The sequence below is a fragment of the Cohnella sp. genome (genome assembly GCF_041640265.1).
Taxonomy (GTDB): domain Bacteria; phylum Bacillota; class Bacilli; order Paenibacillales; family Paenibacillaceae; genus Cohnella.
This window is the reverse complement of record NZ_JBEQAP010000027.1, coordinates 15,319-39,732: the sequence shown is the minus strand read 5'-3', so window position 1 is coordinate 39,732 and position 24,414 is coordinate 15,319. Positions and strand designations below refer to the sequence as shown.

The 24,414-nt window shown below is 44.9% G+C and carries 16 protein-coding genes; 3 read left to right on the top strand and 13 right to left on the bottom strand.

The genetic code is table 11. From position 1 onward, the window contains the following. Positions 1-310: 310 nt before the first annotated feature. Positions 311-676: an ArsR/SmtB family transcription factor gene (locus ACESLK_RS18390; protein ID WP_373231157.1), complete on the bottom strand. Its 366-nt coding sequence runs from the start codon at positions 674-676 to the stop codon at positions 311-313. Positions 677-804: 128 nt separating this feature from the next. Here ACESLK_RS18390 and ACESLK_RS18385 point away from each other — a divergent pair, with 128 nt between their 5' ends. Next, positions 805-2,736 carry a heavy metal translocating P-type ATPase gene (locus ACESLK_RS18385; protein ID WP_373231156.1) on the top strand — a complete coding sequence of 644 codons (1,932 nt, stop codon included), beginning with the start codon at positions 805-807 and terminating at the stop codon, positions 2,734-2,736. Between the two features lie 48 nt (positions 2,737-2,784). On the opposite strand, the gene ACESLK_RS18380 is transcribed toward ACESLK_RS18385, so the two are convergent. The 4 genes from ACESLK_RS18380 to ACESLK_RS18365 form a co-directional block, all read right to left on the bottom strand. Further along, positions 2,785-3,765 (bottom strand): glucosaminidase domain-containing protein, encoded by a 981-nt coding sequence (locus ACESLK_RS18380; RefSeq protein ID WP_373231155.1) that lies wholly within the window; start codon positions 3,763-3,765, stop codon positions 2,785-2,787. Positions 3,766-4,143: 378 nt separating this feature from the next. Beyond that, positions 4,144-6,417 (bottom strand): ATP-binding protein, encoded by a 2,274-nt coding sequence (locus ACESLK_RS18375; protein ID WP_373231154.1) that lies wholly within the window; start codon positions 6,415-6,417, stop codon positions 4,144-4,146. Positions 6,418-6,624: 207 nt separating this feature from the next. Then, positions 6,625-7,593 carry a ring-cleaving dioxygenase gene (locus ACESLK_RS18370; protein WP_373231153.1) on the bottom strand — a complete coding sequence of 323 codons (969 nt, stop codon included), beginning with the start codon at positions 7,591-7,593 and terminating at the stop codon, positions 6,625-6,627. A 29-nt stretch (positions 7,594-7,622) separates the two neighbouring features. Next, a complete protein-coding gene (locus ACESLK_RS18365) occupies positions 7,623-8,375 on the bottom strand; it encodes a M15 family metallopeptidase (protein WP_373231152.1) in 753 nt (250 codons plus the stop codon). A gap of 94 nt (positions 8,376-8,469) precedes the next feature. Here ACESLK_RS18365 and ACESLK_RS18360 point away from each other — a divergent pair, with 94 nt between their 5' ends. Next, the gene (locus ACESLK_RS18360; protein WP_373231151.1) at positions 8,470-8,655 is read left to right on the top strand and encodes a uracil-DNA glycosylase; all 186 of its coding nucleotides are present in this window, start codon (positions 8,470-8,472) and stop codon (positions 8,653-8,655) included. 13 nt (positions 8,656-8,668) lie between these two features. Here the strand turns inward: ACESLK_RS18360 and ACESLK_RS18355 are convergent, their stop codons facing one another. The 7 genes from ACESLK_RS18355 to ACESLK_RS18325 all read right to left on the bottom strand — a co-directional run bounded on the left by ACESLK_RS18355 (position 8,669) and on the right by ACESLK_RS18325 (position 22,238). Beyond that, entirely contained in the window at positions 8,669-8,941 is a 273-nt protein-coding gene (locus tag ACESLK_RS18355) for a YqkE family protein (protein WP_373231150.1), read from the bottom strand. Between the two features lie 17 nt (positions 8,942-8,958). After that, positions 8,959-9,855: a glycerophosphodiester phosphodiesterase gene (locus ACESLK_RS18350; RefSeq protein ID WP_373231149.1), complete on the bottom strand. Its 897-nt coding sequence runs from the start codon at positions 9,853-9,855 to the stop codon at positions 8,959-8,961. A gap of 75 nt (positions 9,856-9,930) precedes the next feature. Further along, positions 9,931-11,670, bottom strand: coding sequence for an ABC transporter ATP-binding protein (locus ACESLK_RS18345; RefSeq protein ID WP_373231148.1), 1,740 nt, complete (start codon positions 11,668-11,670; stop codon positions 9,931-9,933). Between the two features lie 161 nt (positions 11,671-11,831). Further along, positions 11,832-17,537, bottom strand: coding sequence for a HAMP domain-containing protein (locus ACESLK_RS18340; RefSeq protein WP_373231147.1), 5,706 nt, complete (start codon positions 17,535-17,537; stop codon positions 11,832-11,834). A gap of 32 nt (positions 17,538-17,569) precedes the next feature. Further along, the gene (locus ACESLK_RS18335; protein WP_373231146.1) at positions 17,570-19,207 is read right to left on the bottom strand and encodes a response regulator; all 1,638 of its coding nucleotides are present in this window, start codon (positions 19,205-19,207) and stop codon (positions 17,570-17,572) included. Positions 19,208-19,434: 227 nt separating this feature from the next. Further along, the gene (locus ACESLK_RS18330) at positions 19,435-20,175 is read right to left on the bottom strand and encodes a YheC/YheD family protein (protein WP_373231145.1); all 741 of its coding nucleotides are present in this window, start codon (positions 20,173-20,175) and stop codon (positions 19,435-19,437) included. A gap of 116 nt (positions 20,176-20,291) precedes the next feature. Continuing rightward, a complete protein-coding gene (locus tag ACESLK_RS18325; protein ID WP_373231144.1) occupies positions 20,292-22,238 on the bottom strand; it encodes an ATP-dependent DNA helicase in 1,947 nt (648 codons plus the stop codon). Positions 22,239-22,411: 173 nt separating this feature from the next. Here ACESLK_RS18325 and ACESLK_RS18320 point away from each other — a divergent pair, with 173 nt between their 5' ends. Further along, on the top strand, positions 22,412-23,323 hold the full coding sequence (locus ACESLK_RS18320) for a DMT family transporter (RefSeq protein ID WP_373231143.1): 912 nt from the start codon (positions 22,412-22,414) through the stop codon (positions 23,321-23,323). Positions 23,324-23,370: 47 nt separating this feature from the next. Here ACESLK_RS18320 and ACESLK_RS18315 read toward each other — a convergent pair whose 3' ends face one another. Further along, positions 23,371-24,384 (bottom strand): zinc-binding alcohol dehydrogenase family protein, encoded by a 1,014-nt coding sequence (locus tag ACESLK_RS18315; RefSeq protein ID WP_373231142.1) that lies wholly within the window; start codon positions 24,382-24,384, stop codon positions 23,371-23,373. Between the last annotated feature and the right edge of the window lie 30 nt (positions 24,385-24,414).

Genomic DNA, 24,414 nt, shown 5'->3' with positions numbered 1-24,414 from the left:
ATAAACTTGAGGAAAAGACATGGTCTGCAAAGGCAATTTGTTCCATTTATAAGTAATTCGGCTGTCAGCCAGAGCGTTCCCATTATACAAAAAACAGAAGATGGCGAGGGTTAAAATAACAATATTTCTTCTATGAAGCATAGAGATCTATTTCCTCCAAGTTAAGGATAAATAGATTGTACAGATTAGTCGTCGAAAAACATGTCAAACGGTAGGAGCGTATAAAAGTTTTATTTGTCGTTTTAAGATACGAAAACACAAAAAAACCGCGCCCAGCGCGGTTTCTAGTTTATCACTAATATTCGGTTGGCTACTTATGCTTAAGATGCTGCAAGGTGAGGAGAAATATCTCTTCGATATGGGAATCATCTAAGGAGTAATATACGGTTTTGCCAACCTTGCGGCGTTTGACAATTCTCATGTTTCGCAAGTATCTCAATTGATGGGACACGGCCGATTGACCCATGCCAAGAACGACAGACAAATCATGTACGCATAATTCTTGCTGCAGCAAGGCGCTAATCAGCTTTACTCTTGTCGGATCGCTTAAGGCCTTGAAGAGTTCAGCTAACTCAGATGCAGATGATTCGTCCACCATCCGTTGTTTGACTGAGGTTAAATCCGTCTCAGATCCTGCACACAAGTCATCGCATGTTTCGGTTGCTTGTTCTGTCATCCTTCATCACCCTTCGAGCTATGTTGTAATAAAAATAACACATGAACGGTTGAGCAACAATCGTTGACAAACTTTAGCGCTTAGAATAATATATGAGCAAGTATTCATATGATGAAGAGGGTGAGCTCATGAATGATAAAAATAAACAGAGCAGCTATGCGTGCTGTGATGAGCACCAAGATCATGCCGGTCAATCCCACACCCATAATCATGGGAGTAAACGGATGATAGCTATTCTTATTACTTCGACACTCCTGTATTTGATTGCGCTGCTTATGGAAGGTGGGGTAATTGGCTGGGTTGTTGTTGCTCTTTACCTTATAGCTTCAGCATTAAGCGGTTACTCTACCTTCCTTCGCGGAATGCGTAATTTATTAAAGCTGCGATTCAATATCGATACGTTGATGACTATTGCTCTGATTGGTGCAATATCGATTGGTGAATGGAAAGAAGCAACCTTGGTTGCTATACTATTCGGCTTGAACGAGCTCCTTGAAGGGATTGGAATGGAGAAGGCAAAGCGCTCTATGGAATCTCTGTTAAAAGCGGCACCGAAAGAAGCGACAACCTTAGTTAACGGAATAGAAACCATAGTACCCATAGCAAGTTTACGGGTATTAGACACAGTGATCGTCAAGCCAGGTGAGAAAATCCCTTCCGATGGCCTCATTCTCAGCGGTAATAGCTCCGTAAACGAAGCTGCCATTACGGGAGAATCTCTCCCTGTCGAGAAAACGGCAGGTAATCATGTATATGGCGGGAGCTTGAATAATGAAGGCGTGCTGCAAATTCGAATAGAAAAAGCGTATAAAGATTCTTCCTTAGCACGAATTCTTCATCTCGTTTCAGAAGCACAGGCTACCCGTACCCCTACAGAGCTTTTTATCAACAAATTCGCCAGGTATTATACGCCATTCATTATAGCAGCTGCCCTATTCATCATCATTCTCCCCCCTCTTCTGTTTGGAGGGGATTGGAAATCCTGGCTTTATCAAGGCCTTGCGGTGCTTATCGTCGGCTGTCCCTGTTCATTAATTCTTTCCTCTCCTATTGCGATCATAGCCGGTATTACGCGCAATGCGCGGAATGGGATTCTTATCAAGGGCGGCCTCTTCCTTGAACAGCTTGGAAAGCTGGATACCATCGCTTTTGATAAAACAGGAACGTTAACCAAGGGAGAGCCTTATGTGGAGGACACTGTGGTATACGAAGAACCGCTTTTCTATGAAGTTGCCGGAGCTATCGAGAAATCCTCATCACACCCAATAGGCAAAGCGGTTATGAAAGAGATTAAACGTCTAGGGATTAATCCTAAAACTGCGGAGGACATCCAAGCGGTGCCAGGAAGGGGCATCCACGCTAGATATCAAGGGGAGAAATATTGGTTAGGCAACGAGAAGAGTATAGAGCATCTCATTATTCAGGAGGACGTACTCTTATCCATCAATCGTTTGAAGGATGAAGGTTTAACACTTGTACTGGTCGCCGACCAAACCAAAATACTCGGGATGTTCGGGATCGCTGATGAGCTCCGTGAAGAAAGCAAGGCCGTTATCGCAGAGCTGCACAGAAACGGCATTCGCCGTACAGTTATGTTATCGGGAGATCACCAGAAAACAGTCGAGAAGATCGCCAAAGCAATTGGTGTTAAGGATTACTATGGAAATCTGTTGCCAGAGGATAAAGTCGCCAAAGTGAAAGAGCTTGCCGAGAAAGGCATCGTTGGTATGATCGGAGACGGAATTAACGATACGCCGGCACTTGCCTCCGCGCAGCTAGGGATAGCGATGGGTAAAGGAACAGATAGCGCAATTGAAACTGCTGATATCGTTCTCATGCAGGATCACTTGGGCAAACTCCCATCAGCTATCAAGATCGCGCGCAAGGTGAATCGGATTATTCGCTTTAACATCGCTGTCTCGATGGGGCTGAAATTGCTTGCGTTACTTCTAACGATTCCCGGCTGGCTAACATTATGGGTCGCCATTCTATCGGATATGGGCGCTACGATATTTGTCACTTTAATCAGCTTGACTATTCTCGTGCAGAAAAAATCATAACCAGTGACCGCTCCCTCCAATAGCGTTTAACCGCTTTGGCTGGAATGGTTACAGCTTCTTATAATCACCCTTCATTATCGAAGACACGAGGCTTGACCAATCATCATTGGCAGGACAATACTTGCTAGCAACCTTTTCTATCGTCGTATAGCCTTTAGCAACATAATTCTTTGAGATAAGCTGTCCGAACTTCCGGACGCTGTCTCCCTTTGTCTTAAAGCTAAAGGCTTTGTTGTGCGCATCCCCGTCGATTGCATTTAAACCAAATAGATTATTTTTATTTTTGGCTAATCGACTTTTGCCATTTCCGCTTTCAAGCTTAAGAACTGCAATTGTAAAATAGGCGTTAATCCCGTATTCCTGCTCAATTTCTAGAATCACTTCCTCCAGCCCCTCGTCTTCAAGCGCAGTTCCCTTAAAGATCGTTGAAATATGATTTTCCGTAAGTCCGGATTCTGACTTTACTTTAGTGGTTGGTTTCCCGGGTTCTTTAGTAGAGGTTGGAATGGGATTCGAATACTTCTCTTCTCTTGCTGGAATTGGATGATGTACCTTCTTGGCGTAACCGCCATGGACATATCCACCGTTCTTGATCTTAAGCCAGCCATTATCGGTAGATTGCAGGACTTCGAGTAAATCACCTTCTTTAATGACATTAATAATATCGGATTTCCTACTCGGATTAGCGCGTACATTAAGTAAATGGGCTGTCACTTCGTATGTATTCGATTTTTCTTTTTCCTGGCTTACTACTTTAATAGGTTTATACGATGCATTATGTACTTCCGCATTAACCTTCACTAGCTGGGCTGTCTCAAAGACGATTGGAGCTTGTCCATCAGTAAAAGCGTGGAGTACGGGTGATCGTGGCAAGCTCATGGTTTGATCTAGAAAATCAAGTGTATCCGATGGATAGGGTGCTGCTTCGGCCACAGGTGTATTCGTTTTCTGAAAAGAGGTCCCAAAAGTAATAAACAAGGCCACGATCAATACATAAATGCACAATTGCTTGTTATATTTCCTACGCATGACTACACCTCTCTCTCTTAGTGTCGTTATGGCAGCGCTCTTTGATATAGGTTAGATTGTACATAGGATTAGCTGCAAAGCTTGTCAAACTCTCTGTAAGTATGAGTTGTTTTTTTGTCGATTACTCATTGATACCATTAAGTGTCTAAAAACAAAGATGCTAAAGCTCTTGATATGTCAGATTTCATGACGATACAGACTTCAGCCTTGTCGCATTCCGTCAACATAAAAACACTTCTTTTGGCCTAAACAATTTCGACATACCCGCCTCTTATCTGACAGTCTGCTTCATGAAGTGAAGCTTCTATATTCCCAAGGAGTTACAAAAAAACAAAAAAACAGACTACAGAGATTCTGTAATCTGTTTTCTCTTATTTACTAAACTGCTAGAGCTGAAAGCTGTACCCTTACACAAGTTCCTTGTCCAAGCGTGCTGAATATTTCCATCGTTCCTTTGTGATTAGCGATAATCCTCTGGCTGACCATAAGGCCCAGCCCATTTCCTGATTGCTTGTTCGAGAAAAAGGGTTCCCCGATCCTTGGGAGGTCTTCTTCAGAAATTCCAACTCCTTGGTCTTGGATTTGTATAATGACTACGCATTTTTTTTCGTTATACTGCAGGTTTATTGTAACGGTTCCGCCATCCGGCATGGCTTCTATACTGTTTTTCAAGACATTGACGAACACCTGCTTCATTTGGTTAGCCTCACATACAACGGCAGGGATAACCTCTGGAGCTTGCAGCTCGAAATTTACATTACTCATGCTGGCTTGGAGGTCTAAAAGCATAATCATATCCTTTATAATACCTGGAATATTAACGGGTTGATAACGTGTGACTTGTGGTTTGGCTAAGACAAGGAACTCACTCACGATAAAATTAATTCTGTCGAGCTCGGACAACATGATATCTAGATGGTAGTCAGGGAGCGATGCCTTTTCTTTTAGCAATTGCATGAATCCTTTAAGTGTTGTAAGTGGATTCCGAATCTCATGGGCAACACCTGCTGCCAGCTGTCCGACAACGGATAGCTTCTCTGAACGTCGGATAATCTCCTCCGTTTGTTTACGGGCAGTGATATTCCGGGAAATCTCGGCGACTGCGACGATCTCTTCTCTTTGATTCCGAATTGGTGACACTGTGATACTTACATCTATAGATTTCCCATTTTTCATGGAACGAGTTGTTTCATAGTCAGCAACGGATTCACCCGACAGTATACGTTCTAGGATATCCGTGTATTCCTTGCGCAGCTCCTTGGGAATATGATGATTCTTCTCATGCAGTACCTCTGCCTCGTTCAAACCGTACATGTTCTCGAACGCTTTATTGACTTGCGTTATGTTGCCCTGAAGATCGGTTACATGGATCGCGTCCGAGGTATGGTTGACGAACGATTCCAGGTATTCCTTCGTAATCCTGAGTTCTTCCGCCGAAGCTTGGAGCTTACCCATATACGTCTGAAGGTTATCCGCCATTGTATTCACCCGGGATGAGAGAAGTCCAAGCTCATCATGGCTTTGGATCACAAGCTGTCGGCCAAATCTTCCTTCGGACATCTCGTTAATGTTTTCCAGAATATGACGAAGGGGTTTGATTAGAACCCCTGCGATGAAATAGCTGGCGATCCAAGCTAATAGGATTAGACTAATGGAAATCGTGGAGTGAATGAACAGCTGATGCTTCAGGATTTGATCAATCGCACTTCGATCGAAGCTGACGCCAATCACAAATTTAGAGCCTTCCTTCAAGGGGACAAAGCTTCTAATAACGGATTTACCGTTCAAGTATCCTGTCGTGGTGAATAGGGTCCCAAATTGGGCTGTTTCCTTAACATATTTGACATCTTTGCCCATATCCTTGTAAGTGTACTGACCGAATTCGATTGCTCGCACGTCCAAATTGTGGACAAGCTGTCCCTTCTTAAGTTTAAGAAACACCGGTTCTCCGAAAAATTCAGGGTTAAATCCTGTAATCTCGAGAATATCCGGATTATCCTGCATGAGATAATTAATGAGTGCATTAGTACCAATCTGGTTCTCGAAATCTAAGAACTCCTGAGCGTCAATGTAGGGGTTAATCATGTAATCCGTCTTACCGTCATAGTAATTACCCCACTTCTTAATGCTATTGGGGTCCGATGTGGCGAATTGAAACGGTCCTGACCAGTAGTTCAGCAGCTTCTGGCCTTGAGGAATCGTAACCTCCTGCAAATCGAATAATTGATTAAAAGCAGTGTACCAATAGTCCCATGTTTTCGAGCTCTGGTTTAACTCATTGGGATCAGAGGATTTAAGAGCAATGATATCGTTATGCGTTCTCTTCCATAACGTTATATCGTCGACACCAAGCTTGAGGCTGAGCGCGGCGAGCTCCTCATTCCGAACATGATCGATGCGGGGATCAAGCTCACTTTGGGCCGCGATAGCAACTGAACGAAGCTTCTCTCCAAGAGTGTCCTCCATGAACTTCTTAGATTTCTCGGCAGCATCCAAGCTAGTCCCGATCTGCTTGGCAATGGTCACCATTTGCTTCTCTGCGCTTACTTGCAGCTCATTTTTGGTGGTGTAATAAAAGATGGAAATGTTTAACGATAATATGATCGTAACAATGAATGATATGAGAAGTGCCAGCTTTGCCTTGATGGACAATTTAGTTATTCCTCCAAGCTCTTTCTAAGTTGATCTTATACTAATTAAACAAGTTACTTCCAAAGTCCTGCTTGAAGGTTCAGGATTATTGCTATACATACAAAACCGGAAGCGCCGTGAAGGCACTTCCGGTTTTACCGTGGATCATCCACCCCTTGATCTGTTCGCCAGAGCGACGATCATTACGATAAGCACGAGTAACTATATCTACTGCTTCGTCTGCAACGGTTTAAGATTGGCTTCAATGGATGCTCGCCTGCTCTCCAAGAACGGAGGCAGGGCAAGTGATTCTCCAAGTGTCTCGAAGGGTTCATCGGTAACGAATCCAGGACCGTCCGTAGCAAGCTCGAACAGGATTCCGTTAGGCTCGCGGAAGTACAAAGAGCGGAAATAATATCTTTCTACAAATCCGGAATTAGGTAAGCCAACCTGATTTAAGGTATCGATCCAGGCTAGCAGCTCTTCCTTGTTCTCCACCCGGAAAGCAACGTGATGAACGCCGCCCTTCCCTTGGCTAGCCGCTGGCAAATCGCTGCGCGGCTCAACATGCACCTCAGCGCCTGATCCTCCTTCGCCCACTTGCATGACGATAATTTCATCTTGTCCAGCGGTAAGTGCGGGAACACGCTTCTTCTCCGTGAAGCCGATCAATCGAAGTGCGGCAATCGTTGATTCAGGCTTTCTCACGGTTAACTTAACCGGTCCTAAACCAGTAATGCCGTACTCGGTAGGAACAGGGCTTTTGTCCCAAGGAATACCTGCTGCAACTCCCTTATTCGTCTCATCTGAAACAAGCGCAAGCTTCTGCCCTTCTGGATCCTCGAAGAAAATAACGTTACGACCGGCAAATTCCGTAATGGGCGAATGCTTAACGCTAAGTTCCGTGAAACGATTAATCCAATAACGAAGCGCATCATCGGTAGCAACTCTAAGGGAAGTACCTGATATACTGCTCACCCCGTCTTTCCCTTCTCCTATCCCCGGGAAATCGAAGAAAGTAAGCTCTGTACCCGGATTCCCTCGCTCATCTCCATAGAACAGATGATAAGCAGTCGTATCGTCTTGGTTTACGGTTTTTTTGATTAATCGCATACCAAGTACCTGTGTGTAGAACTTGAAGTTTCCCGGCGCATTTCCTGTCATTGCGGATAGGTGGTGAATTCCTTTTACGATCATTAAAAGCCATCCTCTCGGTTGTCTCTCGTTTACTCAACACTGAAATCGAAGTATTTCTTGGGAAAGGGTTCATCCTTAAGAGTATAATGCCACCATTCTTTACTATAAAGCTTGAAGCCATGCTTCACCATTGCGTTCTTAAGCAGATCGCGGTTTGCCGTCTGTTTAGCAGTAATCAACTTAGTACCATGGTTTGATATAGGACCTAGATAGTCAAAATCGCTTCCCATGTCCAACACTTCGCCCGTCTTGATAATCACAAGTGTCAAATCAACGGTGCTGCCTCTAGAATGCCCAGACCTCGAGGCGAGGTATCCGAGCTTAAAAAGCTTCGACTTCTCTAGATCAGGATAAAAAACATCCTTCATCTTCTCATCCTTAGCTTCCTTGGACCATCGAATAAAGTGGTTTACGGCTTTCTGAGGTCGATAGGCATCATATATCTTAAGCCGAAAACCCTCTGGAGACAACTCATCGCTGACTGCCTTCAAAGCTTTAGCAGCCTCACTTGATAGGATCGCGAAGGGTGCCTCATATCCGTCAATTCTTGTTCCGATAAAGTTATAGTCACTAAAGTAGCGTATATCAAATTCCGCAGAGGGTATCACTTCATCAACATAAACAAAGCCCTTAGGAAGCTTCCGCTGCTTTGTATAAGTCACGTCTTCTGACGAAAGTTGATTGTCGGATTGGATTGCGTCTGCAGGCTTTTCGAGACCTGGTAATAGTAAAATCAATGAAAGGGTAACGGCTATTAGCTTCTTCGCTATAAGATAGATCATACTTCTTCCCCCTTTCGCCAATACATCCTCATCCTAACGGAGCATGGCTTATTCGGTTATAATATAACTATCAAACGGACTAAGAGGGATCGAAATGACCGAAGCTAAGCGAATAGATTGCATGAAATGCCGTCACTTCTATGTAACTTGGGATACGAGGTTCCCTAAAGGCTGCAGAGCCTTCGGATTCAAGTCTCAGACGATGCCAAGTGTTACTGTATTCTCTTCATCCGGTAAGCATTGCATGAATTTCGAGGCCAAGGAACGGCCTCAAAGCTAGTAGCTTGCAACCATTACTTATGTTTCTTCCAATCCATTGAACTATTGTTCAATAAATATTCGAAGTCCTTCTCATTCAGCTTCTGCTGAGCAATACGAGCGGCTTCCACTTCTAAGCGTTTCTTCTCCTGCTGATCGACCTCCTCTTGCTTCAGCGCTTCCGCATGCTCCTTTAGCTTTGCTACGGTTGCCGCTCCAAGCATATCTCTTAAAGTAACAGGTTTGTCTGTTGAATCCATTGCTCCCTGCGGAGCATTCTGACCCCGTTTATTCTTATGATTAGCCATTACAATTCTCCTCCGTGCTATTTATTTTGGAACTCCTCGATCACCTCTTTGAAACGGTCTGGGTAGTTAGTATGAATCCCGTCTACTCCCCATTTCATGGCTTTGTCCATATTTACCTGGTAGTTTACGGTATAGGGATACATTAGAAGCCCTGCATTTTTCACCAACCGAACATAGTTCTCGTTAATCTGCAGGAAGTTTGCGCCGATTCCGTTCGCATAACTGCTGATTTCCGCTAGAGAAGAATCTGAGATATAGGCAGGTCTGTCATACCAGAGTAATTGAAATAGCTTCATTTCTTTACTCCATTCTCGAATTTTCTTAAGACTTTGTTTGCTAAAAGATTGAACTGCGACATGATCCGATAACTTGAACTCCTCGATTAACTCCCACATTTTCTCTTCTAACCCCGGGTTAGCTTCAGGAGATTTGGTTTCCAGCAAATATTGCGTTCCGTCCCCGAAGGTCTCGAAGATCTCTCGAAGGGTAGGCACTCGCTCATTCGTGTATTCTTCTCTTGCATATATAGGATATCGTTCATTAAACCAAGAGCCGGCATCCAAGGATTTAATTTCTGCAAGCGTTAAGTTTTTGATGAAGCCGCGGCCATTCGTTGTACGGTTAATCGTCTCATCGTGCATAGCAATCAATTCGCCGTCTTTGGTCATCTGGAGATCGATTTCGATGTAGTCCGCATTCATTCGAATTCCTGTTCGATAGGAATCAAGAGTATGCTCCGGCGCATAACCGGAGGCTCCGCGATGTGCAATCGTAGCAATCTTCATCTCCGACGGGTAAAGCTGGCTGAGTACAAGTTTACTGCCTGTTAAGCTTATCGTCAGTGCGATCAAAGACAAGGCCAATAGAATGTGCAAGGAGTAAAAATATAAAGCCGATAACTCCATTTTCTTCATAGCTGCGCCTCCTGATGACTGAATTAACCTACTATGAATAATATTACTGGAAGTCTCTAAAGTTATAATAAAGCCCTACAAATTTTGTACATTATACAACCTGGCATAAGCTCCATTATACTCCATTAGTTGCTCGTGGGTTCCCCTCTCTACGACTTCTCCATGCTCGATCACGATAATTTGGTTCGCATGTGTTATTGTAGAGAGTCGATGTGCGACAACAAGTGTTGTACGGTTATTAGATAAAGCCTGCAACGATTCCTGAATCAAATGCTCGGATTCGAGATCTAACGCAGAGGTTGCTTCATCCAGAATTAGGATTGCCGGATCTTTAAGGAATACACGGGAAATGGCAATCCTTTGTTTCTGTCCACCGGACAGCTTCACGCCTCTTTCCCCAATCTCCGTATCGTAACCCTGCGGTAAATTCATAATGAATTCATGCGCGTTTGCCCTCTTGGCAGCATCTATCATATTCGCTTCTGTCTCATCTGGATTTCCAAGCATAATATTCTCCCTAACGCTGCCGCTGAATAATATATTGTCCTGCAGCACCATACCGACCTGAGAACGTAAGCTATGCAAGGTAACCCTCGAGATGTCAAAGCCGTCAATTCGGATTTCGCCCTGCTGAATATCATAGAATCTTGGCAGAAGACTGATGAGGGAGGATTTCCCGCCTCCGCTCATCCCTACGAAAGCTATGGTCTGACCTGGCTCAATAGTGAGATCAATGGAACGAAGAACCCATTCGTTATCTTCCCTGTAGCGGAATGAAACGCTATGGCACTCGATCCTCCCCACTACCTTAGGTAACGGTTTGGCATCTTTGTCGTCTTTAACATCCTCTGGCTCGTTGAGCAGCTCAAGGACTCTCTCCAGGGAAGCCGACGCTTGCGTGAGCTCCGTTGATGCATTCACTAGTCGGCGAAGAGGTGTGTACAACCGATCTAGATAGCCATAGAAGGCCACGAATCCCCCTACAGTCAGACCTTCCGTAATGACAAGATACCCTCCACCGAAAAGGATGAGTAACGGCGCAATTTCCGTGAGGGTATTGATGATAGCATTCGTCAACGCGTTCCATCGTGATAACGCCAGCGCCCGATCAAGAAATTTACCATTTTTAATGCCGAATTGTTTCTGCTCGTATTCTTCGAGGGTAAAGCTTTTCACGACTGGGATGCCATTCACATGCTCGGTTAAATAACCTTGCATATCCGCAAGCGCGGCCGATCGGGATCTAGCATAAGATCTTAATCTTCTATAAAGCTTCACGACCGCAATCCCATAGAAAGGCAAAATTAAGATAGCGATGATGGTCAATGTCACATTCATATGGAACATGATCGCGAGAGCTATGGTTAGGGTAAATATATCGAGCCAAACATTCATCATTCCGGTCTCGACGATCGCCTTCGTCTGTTCTACGTCGTTCATCATACGGGAGATAATTTCTCCGGACTTTCGCTCTTGATAGAAGCGTAAAGATAAACGCTGTAGATGACCGTACAATTTATTTCTTAAATCGAATAAAATTTTACTGGTCGTAAGCTGCGCGAAATATTGACGGAAATACTCAACTGGATACCGAAATACGACGAATAGAAGAAATGATATCCCGACTAAGTTCATCAGCCGTGAAATTTTGTCCTCCTTCGTAATTTCAGCAAGCAAAATATCATCCACAGCGTACTGAAGTATAAGCGGAATCGCTAGCGGTATAGCAAATTTTATCATTCCGATTAATAGGGTGATCGCCACCAGCCAACGGTAGGGCTTCACGAACCGGAAATACAAGCGGAATTCTTTCATCCGTCTGATCCTTTCTGTAACCGTCGCAGACGGAGTAAACCATAATAAGAACACCACTATTGTCGCATGATTGATTTTCTGTGTCCATTTTAAAACACAAAATCCTAGCGGGATCGCTAGGATTTTGTGTTTTATTGGTTATAGCTTGTTTCATTCAAAGCTTACTTGTCTAACCAATCCCGTATCATAGACAGCAATTGTGCGCTGTTAACGGGCTTAGTAATGTAATCTGAAGCTCCAGCCTCCAGACACAATTCACGATCTCCCTGCATGGCTTTGGCAGTTAACGCAATAATTGGCAGATCTTTGAATTGGGGCTTCTCACGTATAGCTCGCGTGGTCTCATACCCATCCATTACAGGCATCATAATATCCATCAGGACAATCTGGATATCTGGTGTCTGCTCGAGGATAGAAATCGCATCATGCCCGTTCTCTGATGAATGAACCTTCATATGATGGCGCTCCAAAATCGTTGTGAGAGCAAAAATGTTTCGAATATCGTCATCCACGATAAGAACATCCTTATACTCAATCATATCATCGGATTTATGAAGCTTAACAAGCGCATCCCTTGACACGGCCGGAAGGTTCTCGGCTTTTCTGTGCAAGAACAAGGTCGTTTCATTCATCACTTGAACAGGTGACTTCACGATCTTAATAACAGCAGACTTCAGTAACTCATCGAGGTCAGTCTCCTCCTGCGGCGTTATCTTGTTACTTCGATTAATGATAACTGGCAAATATTTGTTATTCACGTTTTTCTGCATATTACGCACAAATTGAGTGACGTTCAAATCGGTTAAATCGTTATCCACGAGTACGCAATCAATCGCTTTGGAATTTAATTGAATTAATGCTTTGCGACCCGTATCCACTGCGATAATCTCAAGATCCTTATTATCCAGGAGCTCCACCATCTGCTTCCGTCGTTGTTCATCCTTGACTGCGACAAGAAGGGTTTGGACAGTTCTATCGGCAAATTGATTGAGTTTATCCAAAGCATGTTCCAATTCTTCGTTTGTTACAGGCTTGCAGAAGTATTCGTAGACGCCCTTCTGTAATAGGTGAACTTCATCGTCATCCACCGTAATGACACATACAGGGATATGCCTAATGTTGATATCATTTTTCAAATGCTCGATGACAAGCCAGCCATCTGTATCCTGAAGATGCAAATCTAACGTAATAGCTATCGGATTATACTTGTGTACCAGCTCCAAAGCGTCCATTCCTTTGGTGGTAATGACGACTTTAATTCCCCGTTTTCTTAAAATCTCCAATATAATTGCGTTAAATTTCAGATCATCCTCTATAACAAGGAAAACACGATCTCCCGGCTGGATGTGATCCCTGTCGTCGCTGCCCTCAATATCTGTACCTTTAGTTAAGCTGCGCGTCCGTTTAGGAGGAGTTACATCAATGACTTCGGGCACATGCTTAGGTTTGTTTTCCCTCTCGGGAAAGACAGCTTCAACTGGTAAATACAGATTAAAGACACTTCCGCTATTCACTTCGCTATAGACCGAGATCTCTCCACCCAGCATCTCGGCAATCTCTCGGGATATAGCAAGACCTAGGCCCGTGCCGCCATATTCACGATTCGTGCTGCCATCCGCCTGTTGGAAGGCTTCGAATATGATCTGCTGCTTTTCCTGTGGAATACCGATACCCGTATCGCTAACAGAGAAGCATAACACTCTGTTCGCACGGTTTAATCTATCATTGTTCGAACTCCAGCCTTCAGTCGCTTTACGGATGAGGAGCATGATCTGTCCTTTCTCCGTAAATTTGAAAGCGTTCGAAAGCAGGTTTTTCAAGATTTGCTGTAATCTCTTGTAATCCATGACGATGCTGCCCGGAACCTCAGGCTCTATCTTGATTCTATACTCCAGCTTCTTCTCGTCGACCATGTGGCGGAAGGTCCGATCCAATCCGTCCGTAAGCTCGATTAGAAAGAACTCGCTGTAATCCGGAGTAATCGTTCCCGATTCGATCTTGGATAAATCTAAAATATCATTAATGAGGTTAAGCAATTCAAAGCCTGAATCCTGAATAGTTTTGGCGAATTTCACTTGGTGATTGCTTAAGTTCTCGTCTGGATTCTCAGCAAGCTGTTCAGCCAAGAGTAACAAGGAATTCAGAGGTGTACGCAGCTCATGCGACATATTCGCTAAGAACTCAGATTTATACTTAGAAGTAAGCGCAAGCTGTTCAGCTTTTTCTTCCAAGAAGCGTTTCGCAACCTCAACCTCGTTGTTCTTGCTCTCCACCTCCGCTTTCTGAATAACGAGAAGCTTCGCTTTATCTTCAAGTTCATCATTCGTGTTCTGAAGCTCCATTTGTTGCTTTTGCAGCTCTTCCGTCAGCGATTGAGACTGAATGAGGAGCTCCTCCGTCCGCTGATTTGCTTGCATCGTATTGATTACGATACCAATGGACTCTGTCAATTGATCCAAGAAAGCAAGGTCAATCTCGCTATAGGAACGGAATGAAGCCAGCTCTAGAATCGCTAGCACCTGATCTTCGAAAATAATCGGCAATAGAACGATATTCAGAGGTATCGCTTCTCCTAGAGCGGAAGAAATGACGACATAGTCTCCTGGAACGTTAGTCAGAAGAATACGTTGCTTCTCAATTAAACACTGACCAACTAAACCTTGCCCCGCGCGGAATTCGTTAGCCAGATTCTTGCGCTGTTGATAAGCGTAGCTGGCAAACAGCTTCAGAACTTGATCTCCGTCGATCGGCTCGTTGATATAGAATACACCGTGCTGCATAGATACTAGGGGTGCTAATTCCGATAGAATCATACGACTAACCGCATACAGGTCTCTCTGACCTTGCAGCAGGCGAGAGAATTTCGCAAGATTAGTCTTGAGCCAATCCTGCTCCGTATTGATTCGAGTCGTTTCCTTGAGGTTTAGAATCATCTCATTGATGTTGTCTTTGAGCGTTTCAACCTCTCCGGCAGCGGCCACGTCAATGGCTCTAGAGAGATCTCCGTTCGTTACGGCTGTCGCAACGTTCGTGATGGCGCGTACCTGAGTGGTTAGTGTACTTGCCATGTAGTTGACGTTATCGGTCAAATCCCGCCATGTTCCTGCCGCACCCGGAACGCTGGCTTGACCTCCCAGCTTCCCTTCCGCACCAACCTCGCGGGCAACCGTAGTTACTTGATCTGCGAACGTAGCTAATGTTTCGATCATGTTATTGATGGTATCGGTAAGCTCTGCAATCTCACCCTTGGCCTCAACCGTCAGCTTCTGCTTCAGATTACCGTTCGCAACTGCGGTAACGACCTTCGCGATTCCGCGGACCTGATCCGTAAGGTTGGTCGCCATGATGTTAACGTTATCCGTAAGATCCTTCCAAATACCGCCAACGCCTCTTACTTGCGCTTGACCGCCTAGCTTACCGTCTGTACCTACCTCGCGGGCAACGCGCGTAACCTCGGATGCGAAGGAGTTGAGCTGATCCACCATCGTATTGATCGTATTCTTGAGCTCGAACAATTCTCCTTTAACGTCAACGGTAATTTTCTTGGAAAGATCGCCATTTGCTACCGCTGTCGTTACGCCCGCTATGTTACGCATCTGGATCGTTAAGTTACTAGCCATGTAGTTAACCGTATCCGTTAAGTCTTTCCACGTTCCGGATACATCCTTAACATCGGCCTGAGCACCCAGCTTCCCTTCCGTTCCAACCTCTCTGGCTACGCGTGTAACCTCGGAAGCAAAGTTACTTAGCTGATCCACCATCGTATTCATCGTGATCTTCAACTCGAGAATCTCACCCTTAACGTCTACAGTGATTTTCTTTGAGAGATCCCCTTTTGCCACCGCAGTGGTAACATCGGCAATATTACGCACCTGATCGGTTAGATTACGAGCCATGTTATTAACGCCTTCAGTCAAGTCTTTCCACGTTCCGCCTACGCCTCTAACCTGAGCTTGGCCGCCCAGCTTCCCTTCGGTTCCTACCTCGCGCGCAACCCTCGTTACCTCGGAGGAGAACATGGAGAGCTGATCTACCATCGTATTAATGGTGTTCTTAAGCTCGAGAATTTCTCCTTGAACGTCTGCCGTAATTTTCTTCGACAGGTCTCCATTCGCAACTGCAGTTGTAACAACCGCGATGTTACGTACCTGATTCGTCAGGTTGGAAGCCATATAGTTAACGCTCTCTGTCAAGTCGCGCCATGTGCCGGCAACGCCCTTAACCTGAGCTTGTCCTCCTAGCATACCTTCAGTTCCTACCTCACGCGCAACCCTAGTAACCTCGGAGGAGAACATGGAGAGCTGGTCCACCATCGTATTGATCGTATTTTTAAGCTCGAGAATCTCTCCTGTCGCATTTACTGTGATTTGTTTGGATAGATCACCCTTGGCAACGGCTGTCGTAACTTCGGCAATATTACGAACTTGATCAGTTAACGTACCCGCCATGAAATTAACGCTATCGGTTAAGTCCTTCCATGTTCCGGATACGTCTTTAACGTCAGCTTGTCCTCCTAGAATCCCTTCCGTTGAAACCTCGCGTGCAACACGCGTAACCTCGGACGCAAAGTTACTTAGCTGGTCTACCATCGTATTAATCGTGCTTTTTAATTGTAATATTTCGCCCTTGGCATCAACGGTAATCGTCTTGGATAAATCCCCTTTGGCAACCGCTGTCGTAACCTCCGCGATGTTACGTACCTGATTCGTCAGGTTGGAAGCCATATAGTTAACACTTTCCGTCAAGTCGCGCCATGTCCCCGCAACTCCGCTAACCTCGGCTTGTCCGCCGAGAATGCCTTCCGTACCTACCTCGCGAGCCATCCTCGTAACCTCGGAAGCGAACGTTGAAAGCTGATCCACCATTGTGTTAATCGTGTTCTTAAGCTCAAGAATCTCCCCTTGTACGTCTGCGGTAATTTTCTTGGATAGGTCTCCATTCGCAACCGCGGTTGTTACGACCGCTATATTACGCACCTGATTCGTCAAGTTGGAGGCCATATAGTTAACGCTCTCCGTCAAGTCACGCCAAGTACCGGATACGTCTTTAACATCAGCTTGTCCACCTAGCTTCCCTTCCGTACCTACCTCGCGTGCAACACGCGTAACCTCGGAGGAGAACATGGACAGTTGATCCACCATTGTATTTATTGTGTTTTTGAGCTCTAATATTTCCCCTTTGGCATTAACGGTAATCTGTTTAGAGAGATCCCCGTTCGCGACCGCTGTCGTAACTGCCGCGATATTGCGAACTTGGTCCGTTAGATTGCTCGCCATATTATTAACGCTATCTGTGAGGTCCTTCCAAGTTCCAGATACGCCCTTTACATCCGCCTGACCTCCCAGCTTACCATCGGTACCCACTTCGCGCGCTACGCGCGTAACCTCGGATGCGAATATACTGAGTTGATTAACCATCATATTAATATTGCTTGCCGTTCTCTGGAACTCGCCCGTCAGAGCCCGACCTTCGAACTCAAGCTCTACATTCTGGGAGAGATCTCCTTTGGCAACCGCATTGATAACACGTACCATCTCGCTAGTCGGTTGAATTAAATCAATAACGAGTCCATTTAGTGAATCAATAACCGTTACCCATGATCCCCCCGTATTCTTATGGGAGAATCTCCGGCTAAGTTTCCCTTCTTTACCCACCACCTTGGCGACGGTCTGAACCTCGTGGACCAAGCTTTCCTGCATATCCATGATCTCGTTAAATGTATCGGCCACTTTACCTGCTAACCCCGTATGATCGTAGCCCATGCGATAGGAGAAGTCCCCTTTTTTTAAGGCCATTAATGCATTTAACAATTCACCGGCATTAGGCTGTTCATCGATAGATACTTTTGTACGCTCTCGATCTGTCATGAGCTCAACCTCTCCACCCGTTTGAATTTATGTTACTTTGTCAATTTCTGAATGAGTTCTTCCATATGCTTAAGTCGGATGGGTTTGAGTAAAAATCCATTCATTCCGACGGGTAATCCTTTGTGCAAAGTAATTTGTGCAGTATTTTCAATCATTCTAACGATTATCGGGCACTTGTTTGCATACTCCTCTATGCTTTCTCGTGTGATGATCCATCCATTATCATCGGTCATCCCGATATCCATGAATAGGAGTTCATATTCCTCGCGCTTTAGTGCTTCAATAACCTCTGCTCCGCTTGCCGCTAGATTCGCGCTGAAACCCAGCATTCCCAGCATGTGTTGCATCAATTTCCGATTCACTGAATCCTCATCGCCAACTAAAATTCTCATTGGATTGGAAGGAACATCAACGGAAACTGTCTCAAACTTCGCTGGTAGCGCCGCCATTTCCATAAAGATGTCAGTTGATATTTCATCTTCTGAGCACTTTTTCACCTTTATGGTAAAACTGAAAGTGGATCCCTGCTCCTCCGACTCCTCCACGCTTATGGTCCCACCCATGAGCTCTACCAACGATCTGCTAATAGATAGTCCGAGTCCCGTACCGCCAAATTTGCGATTTGTCGAGGCATCCAATTGTGAGAAGGGCTGAAACAACTGGCTGATCTTTTCTTTTGGGATTCCAATACCGGTATCCTTAATTACAAACTCGATAATTAGCGAGTTTTCTTGATCTTCAAGCTTGTTGACAACGACATATACTCCTCCACGATCTGTGAACTTGACAGCATTCCCGACTAAATTAATCAGCACCTGCCTAAGGCGATGCATATCGCCCTTGATGTAGGATGGCAGCGATGGGTCTACGACAACGATCATCTCTAGATTTCTTTCACGCGATTTGGCTGTGAATAAGTCGACCGTTTCCTCCAAACAGAATTTTAATACGAACGGTTCGTCTTCTAAGTCCATCTTGCCGGACTCCATCTTGGAGAAGTCTAGGATATGATTGATTACAGAAAGTAACGCGTTCCCGCTCGTATGGATGATTTCCGCCATTTCGCTGTACTCTTCAGGAAGATTAGAAGCCAGAAGTATGTCCGACATCCCAATAATCCCGTTTAACGGCGTCCGAATTTCGTGACTCATCATCGCCAGAAACTCTGATTTAATTCTAGAAGCGATTTCAGCTGTTTCCTTTGCTTGAATTAAGTCCTGATTCGTTCTCTCAAGCTGCTTAGTTTGTTTTTGAAGCAATTCACTCTGAACTTGCAGAGCGTGATTAGCTTCATACATACTCACGTAACCCTCTATCTTGGATTTGAAGATCTGCGGAATAAATGGCTTCGACATATAATCAATAGCACCAACTGAATAACCGGTGAAATAATACTCGGGTGTTTTGTTTGATGCGGATAAGAAGATAATCGGAATGTATTTGGTTTTCTCGCGGGCTCTAATCATACTAGCTGTTTCAAATCCATCCATATCTGGCATCTGCACATCCATAACGATGACTGCAAATTCTCCCTCCAAGAGAAAACGCAAAGCTTCCAAGCCGGAATAGGCTCTGACCAGTCGATACGGCTCTCCGGAGAGGACGGCCTCTATAGCTACCAAATTTTCTGGATGATCATCAACAATTAGGATGTTGACGGGAAAATCCATATGGGTCCTCCTTAATCCAAATCTCTCAATAATGATGGGGTTGGAAATAAAAAGAAAAGACTATTTTGTCTTGTTTCATTCTATTGTACAGAGTTAAATACCCAACCTAGAATCATTTGAAACATCTTTTATTTCTTATGTAGGAAGTGTTGTAAAAAGAAAAAAACAGGTACAACCAATCAGCACGAAGCTGAAAGGTTGTACCTGTTTAGGTAAATATTAAATAATTACAGCCTGCCGTATACTTGAGCGTAACGTCTGATTTTTCTGAATACAGCGGGGTCTGGCAACTTTCTAAAGATAAAGGGATCTGGACTGGTATTAACTTCTATGATCCATGGTGTGAGTGAGTGATCTAAGCCAATGTCAACTCCGATTTCACTGACCCCAGAAAAAGCTTTGCGCATCACCTTCCCTGTTTTTACACCCATCTTCTCAAGAAAACGAACCTTATTCGCAACTGCGGACTTACTTAAATGTCTGCCTAAAAGCCGGTTGGCTGACATTGGCGTTCCACCGTTGTGATAATTGGTGACAACTTTGCCTGGAGCCGCAACTCTTCCAATTATTCCAGTTGTTTCCCATTTTCTTCTCGGATTTAGCTGTACCATAACTCTAAGATCGAAACGACGACCTTTGTACTTTAATAAATGAATTCCTCTTTGCACCAAATAGCTTCTGCCTTTGGTCTCTTTCCGAATGGCTTGAAACATGGTTAGATAAGAGTGATAATTTCTCTTCACCTTTCCTGCTTGAAAACGATATTGCCCGTTTGCCCGCTCTACCCGAAAGACGCCTTTACCATGTCTGCCTTTGTCTGGTTTAATATATACCATCCCATAATGCTGAAGCATCTTCATAAGTGTATTTCGGTTGAAACGCACGGTTCTGGGAACTATGTTTTGTAACGATCTGCTTTGAAGAAGTACACTTGTTTTCCTCCATTTACTGCCGACATGCTGAGGCAATTTATAACCTCCCCCCGAATTCGTTCATGGTTGTCATCCGAATTCAGTTTATGTGGCAAGTTTTTATGTGGAGACAAAATCAGGCTATCAAAGTTAAATAGCTTTGAAAGCGGCATTCATTCATCCTTGAGATCAACCCCCTGAGGTAATAAGCCCTGTACGAGTACGCGTAAATGAGCATCCTCGTGTATTTCTTTACTTAGAATGGAAATGATCCCTGAGTCCTCGCGTGAACGTATCAAGCGACCAATACCTTGCTTCAAACGTAGGAGCATGTAAGGTAAATCGACTTCCTCATACGGTGAATCTGCCTCTTGGCGCCTAGCCATGAACACAGGGTCCTGAGGAGGAAAAGGCAGCGACCATACGATCACATTCGATAAAGACGGACCAGGTATGTCGAGCCCTTCCCACAAGGTAACCGCGCAAAGAATGCTTGTCTCATCCTGCTGGAAGGTTGAGATCAGATCGCTTATCTCTCGATCCCCTTCAAAGCCAATCCTCATGCTCCCGCATTCCTTAAAGTGTGAGATCGCTTCTTTGAAGGCTTGCAGCTCTTCTCTGGAAGGGAATAGAACAAGAGCTCTGCCCTCCGTACGAGCGAGCATACGAACAGCGGCAGCCATCTTCTCCTCGAAGGATGCTCCCTTGGTCCAACTTGGCGCAATGACTTCCATCTGATTATTGTACTCATACGGTGACTCAACGCTAAAAGATAAATAGTTCTCGATTCCGAGACTGTAGGCTAAATAATCGAAAGAACCGCCCACCGATAAAGTTGCAGATGAGAAAACGATCGGAATGTTTAACGCGAATACTCGTTCTTGCAACACTTCTTTGACAGCCTTTGGCATGATAACAAGAGTAAGTCCTGTCGAGCTGTCCGTTACCCAGCAAATTAAGGAGCGCGAATGTTGGAAAAGACTCAGGGCTTTCTGCATCATTTCCAAGTGCTCCTCGACAATTCGCAGCTGATAATCATTCAAGGTGTAGAGCTCACTTTCAAACACTAGCTCCTCCTCTATGCCATCGAGCACCTTGCGGAACAAGGCTACCTCTTGAAGCAAGCGGTCGTCGATTATTATTTGTTTGCGATCAGAGCCGGGAATGGATTGGCTATGTCGTTCGAGCAGCTCAAACAAAGACTCGCTGCGTTCGATGGCTTCGTCGATGAGGACGGCCAATGTTTCGCGAATCTCATTCTTTAGCAATCGAGTAATTAGCTCCTCGAAAACATTATGCTTCAGTTTATATGTCAGTGCTTTCTGAGCAGCGGATTCCAACAGATGGCCTTCATCGAACACGACCGCGGAATGATCCGGCAACAAGGGAAGCTGTCCCTCACGCTTGCGTCCCTCATACGTCCATACATGCTCCATGTAGAAATCATGGGAACAAATAATTAAATCAGTGGATTGTCTATAATGCTCACGGGATAAAGTCTGTCCGCATCGGTGTCTCTTGTCGCATACGAAGCAATCTTGGAACGAATCCCAGCTCACTCGATCCCACTGGTTATCATTTAAGTGAGGATATTGCTTGCGGTCGCCATAAGCATAGAAGGCTTGCATCCCTTCATTCTTATTGACGAAGGCAGGCAAATCTTCATATAAGCTTTTGTATAAATCCACATCTTCATAATCTGATCTTGCATTATCAAGCTTAACCAAACAAAGATATCGGTCTTGAGATTTGCCTAACCTGGCATCAATAGCTAACGTTAAATGTTTTGCAAGCTTGGCTAGATCGCCTTCCGGTTTGACCAATTGTTCAATTAAAGACTCGTCGGCACATGCAATGATTGCAGGCTTACGGGTATACCGGGCATAACATATCGCATACAGCAAATAAACAAGCGTTTTGCCGGTTCCAACCCCCGCCTCAGCGAAGATGGTTTGCTTCTCCGCGAAAGCACGCTCCAATTGGAAAGCCATATAAATCTGCTCGTCACGAACCTCGAAGCCCGCTTCCGGTAAAATGTCGTAGAAGACATCGGCGATCCATTCGCCTACCTGTTGCAGAAAGGGTTTGTTGTGCTCATATTCAAAAGGGTATCGATTCAATGTTCATGTGCCTCCACGCGATTCTTGTCGAGACATTATCACATGATAATCGTCTAAAAGCAACGAGAGAGCCAATCAGCACTCTTTGTGAGTAAAAAAGTAAAGGAATTGAAATTTGCTGCAAACGGGATTACAATTGCTAAATTCCCATTGGCTTAGGAAGGAAAATAGACGTGAATAAAACGCTGCCCCCGATTTCCCCAGTCATCCCTCTTATCATTGGTATGATTGCTATTTCTTTCTCCCCTATTCTAGTCCGATATTCAGATGCACCCGCAGCGATTCAGAGCATGTACCGGATGTTATTTACGGTTCTGCTTATGCTTCCCTTTGGAAACAAGCACATTCGTATGATACGGACGATAACAAGAAGAGATTGGTTATTGCTGAGTTTAGCAGGTTTCTTCCTAGCCTTGCATTTTCTTCTTTGGATGGAATCGTTGAGTTATACGTCAATCGCAAGCTCAACCATTATATTAGCCTTAGAACCTGTCTTCGTCATGGTCGGTGCCTACATGGTCTTCAAGGACCGTGCGAATAAAATTGCAATACTTGGTCTGGTTATCGCGCTGGCAGGTGCTTTCTGCGTTGGCTTCGGAGACATAGGGCTTTCACAAACGGCATTTACCGGAGATGTCTTATCGTTCCTAGGAACATTGGCGGTTGCCATTAACATGCTAATCGCAAAACGGATTTTGTCGCGGATTCCCTCTTACCTTTATAGCTTAATCGTTTTTACGATTACATTTGCCTGTTTTGCTGTTTACAATCTTGCCTTAGGAACATCGCTCACGAATTATCCGAGCACAGAGTGGCTGTTTTTCCTACTGCTCGCCATTGTCCCTACCGTTTTCGGTCATATGATCTTTAACTGGCTGCTCCAATACGTAAAGCCGACCACCATCTCGATGTCCGTCCTCGCCGAGCCCGTAGGTGCAAGTATTCTAGGCATGATAATCTTCCGAGAAATGATAACGGATTTCCAACTCGTTGGAGGAGTGTTTATCATGATCGGGCTTCTTCTATATTTGAAATCCGAGCAACGGGCACAGATACGAATAAGCGATTCTAAACTTTCGAGCTAAGAATCAAAAGTGCCTGCAAATCGCAGGCTCTCGGCATCACATACTCTCTATAGTTCCACCATAGCTTTGATCACTTTGGACTCCGGCTTCAGCCAGCTCTCGAATTCCCCGATCATTCCCTCAAATGAAGAGCGGTGCGTGATATAACTGTCCACATCTATCCCTCCGCTCTTGACCGCTTCGTATACAAGATCGAAATCCTCTTTCGTTGCGTTGCGGCTGCCCATGAGCGTCAATTCGCGTTTGTGGAACTCAGGATCGTGGAAAGCGATGTCTGCCTTCACAAGTCCCACATAAACCAAAGTTCCTCCGTGTGCGACCATTCCGAAGGCGTCCATCATGGATTTCGTATTACCAGTTGCATCGAATACAACGGTCGGGAAATCTCCGTTCGTAAGTTGAGAAAGATTTTCCTTAGCATCCTGCAGAGCATTAACCGTATGGTCGATATTCGCCCAAGAACGACAGAATGCTAATCTTTCATCATTGATATCCATCGCAATGACGTTCGCACCCGCATATTTGGCGAATGCGATGACTCCAAGACCGATAGGGCCGCCGCCAATAACAAGTGCCGTTTCGCCTTTAGCCAGTCCGGATCTGCGGACGGCATGAGCACCGATGCTCAAAGGCTCTAACACGGCTGATTGATCCAAAGTCAGCCCGTTCGTCTGGATGAGATGGGTAATAGGTACGGAAATAAACTCGCGCATTCCGCCATCAATATGAACACCCAGCACTTTCATAGATGTACAGCAATTGGTTTTACCGCTGCGGCAAGCGACGCATTGACCACAGTGCATATAAGGAATAATGCTAACTTGATCTCCAGCTGCCAGTCCTGCTTCATTGGCTCCGATTTGTTCAATAATACCTGCCAATTCATGGCCGAGAATCCTTGGATAACTGAAGAAGGGCTGATTCCCTTTAAAAGCGTGAAGATCCGTTCCGCATATCCCGATTCTTTTTACTCGTACAATCGCTTCTCCCTCGACAACGGCGGGCTCTGGAAGCTCGATTAGCTTAAACTGTTCAATTTCCTCACATACAATTCCTAACATGAAGGCAGTCCCCTCTCTTACTCCGAGTTA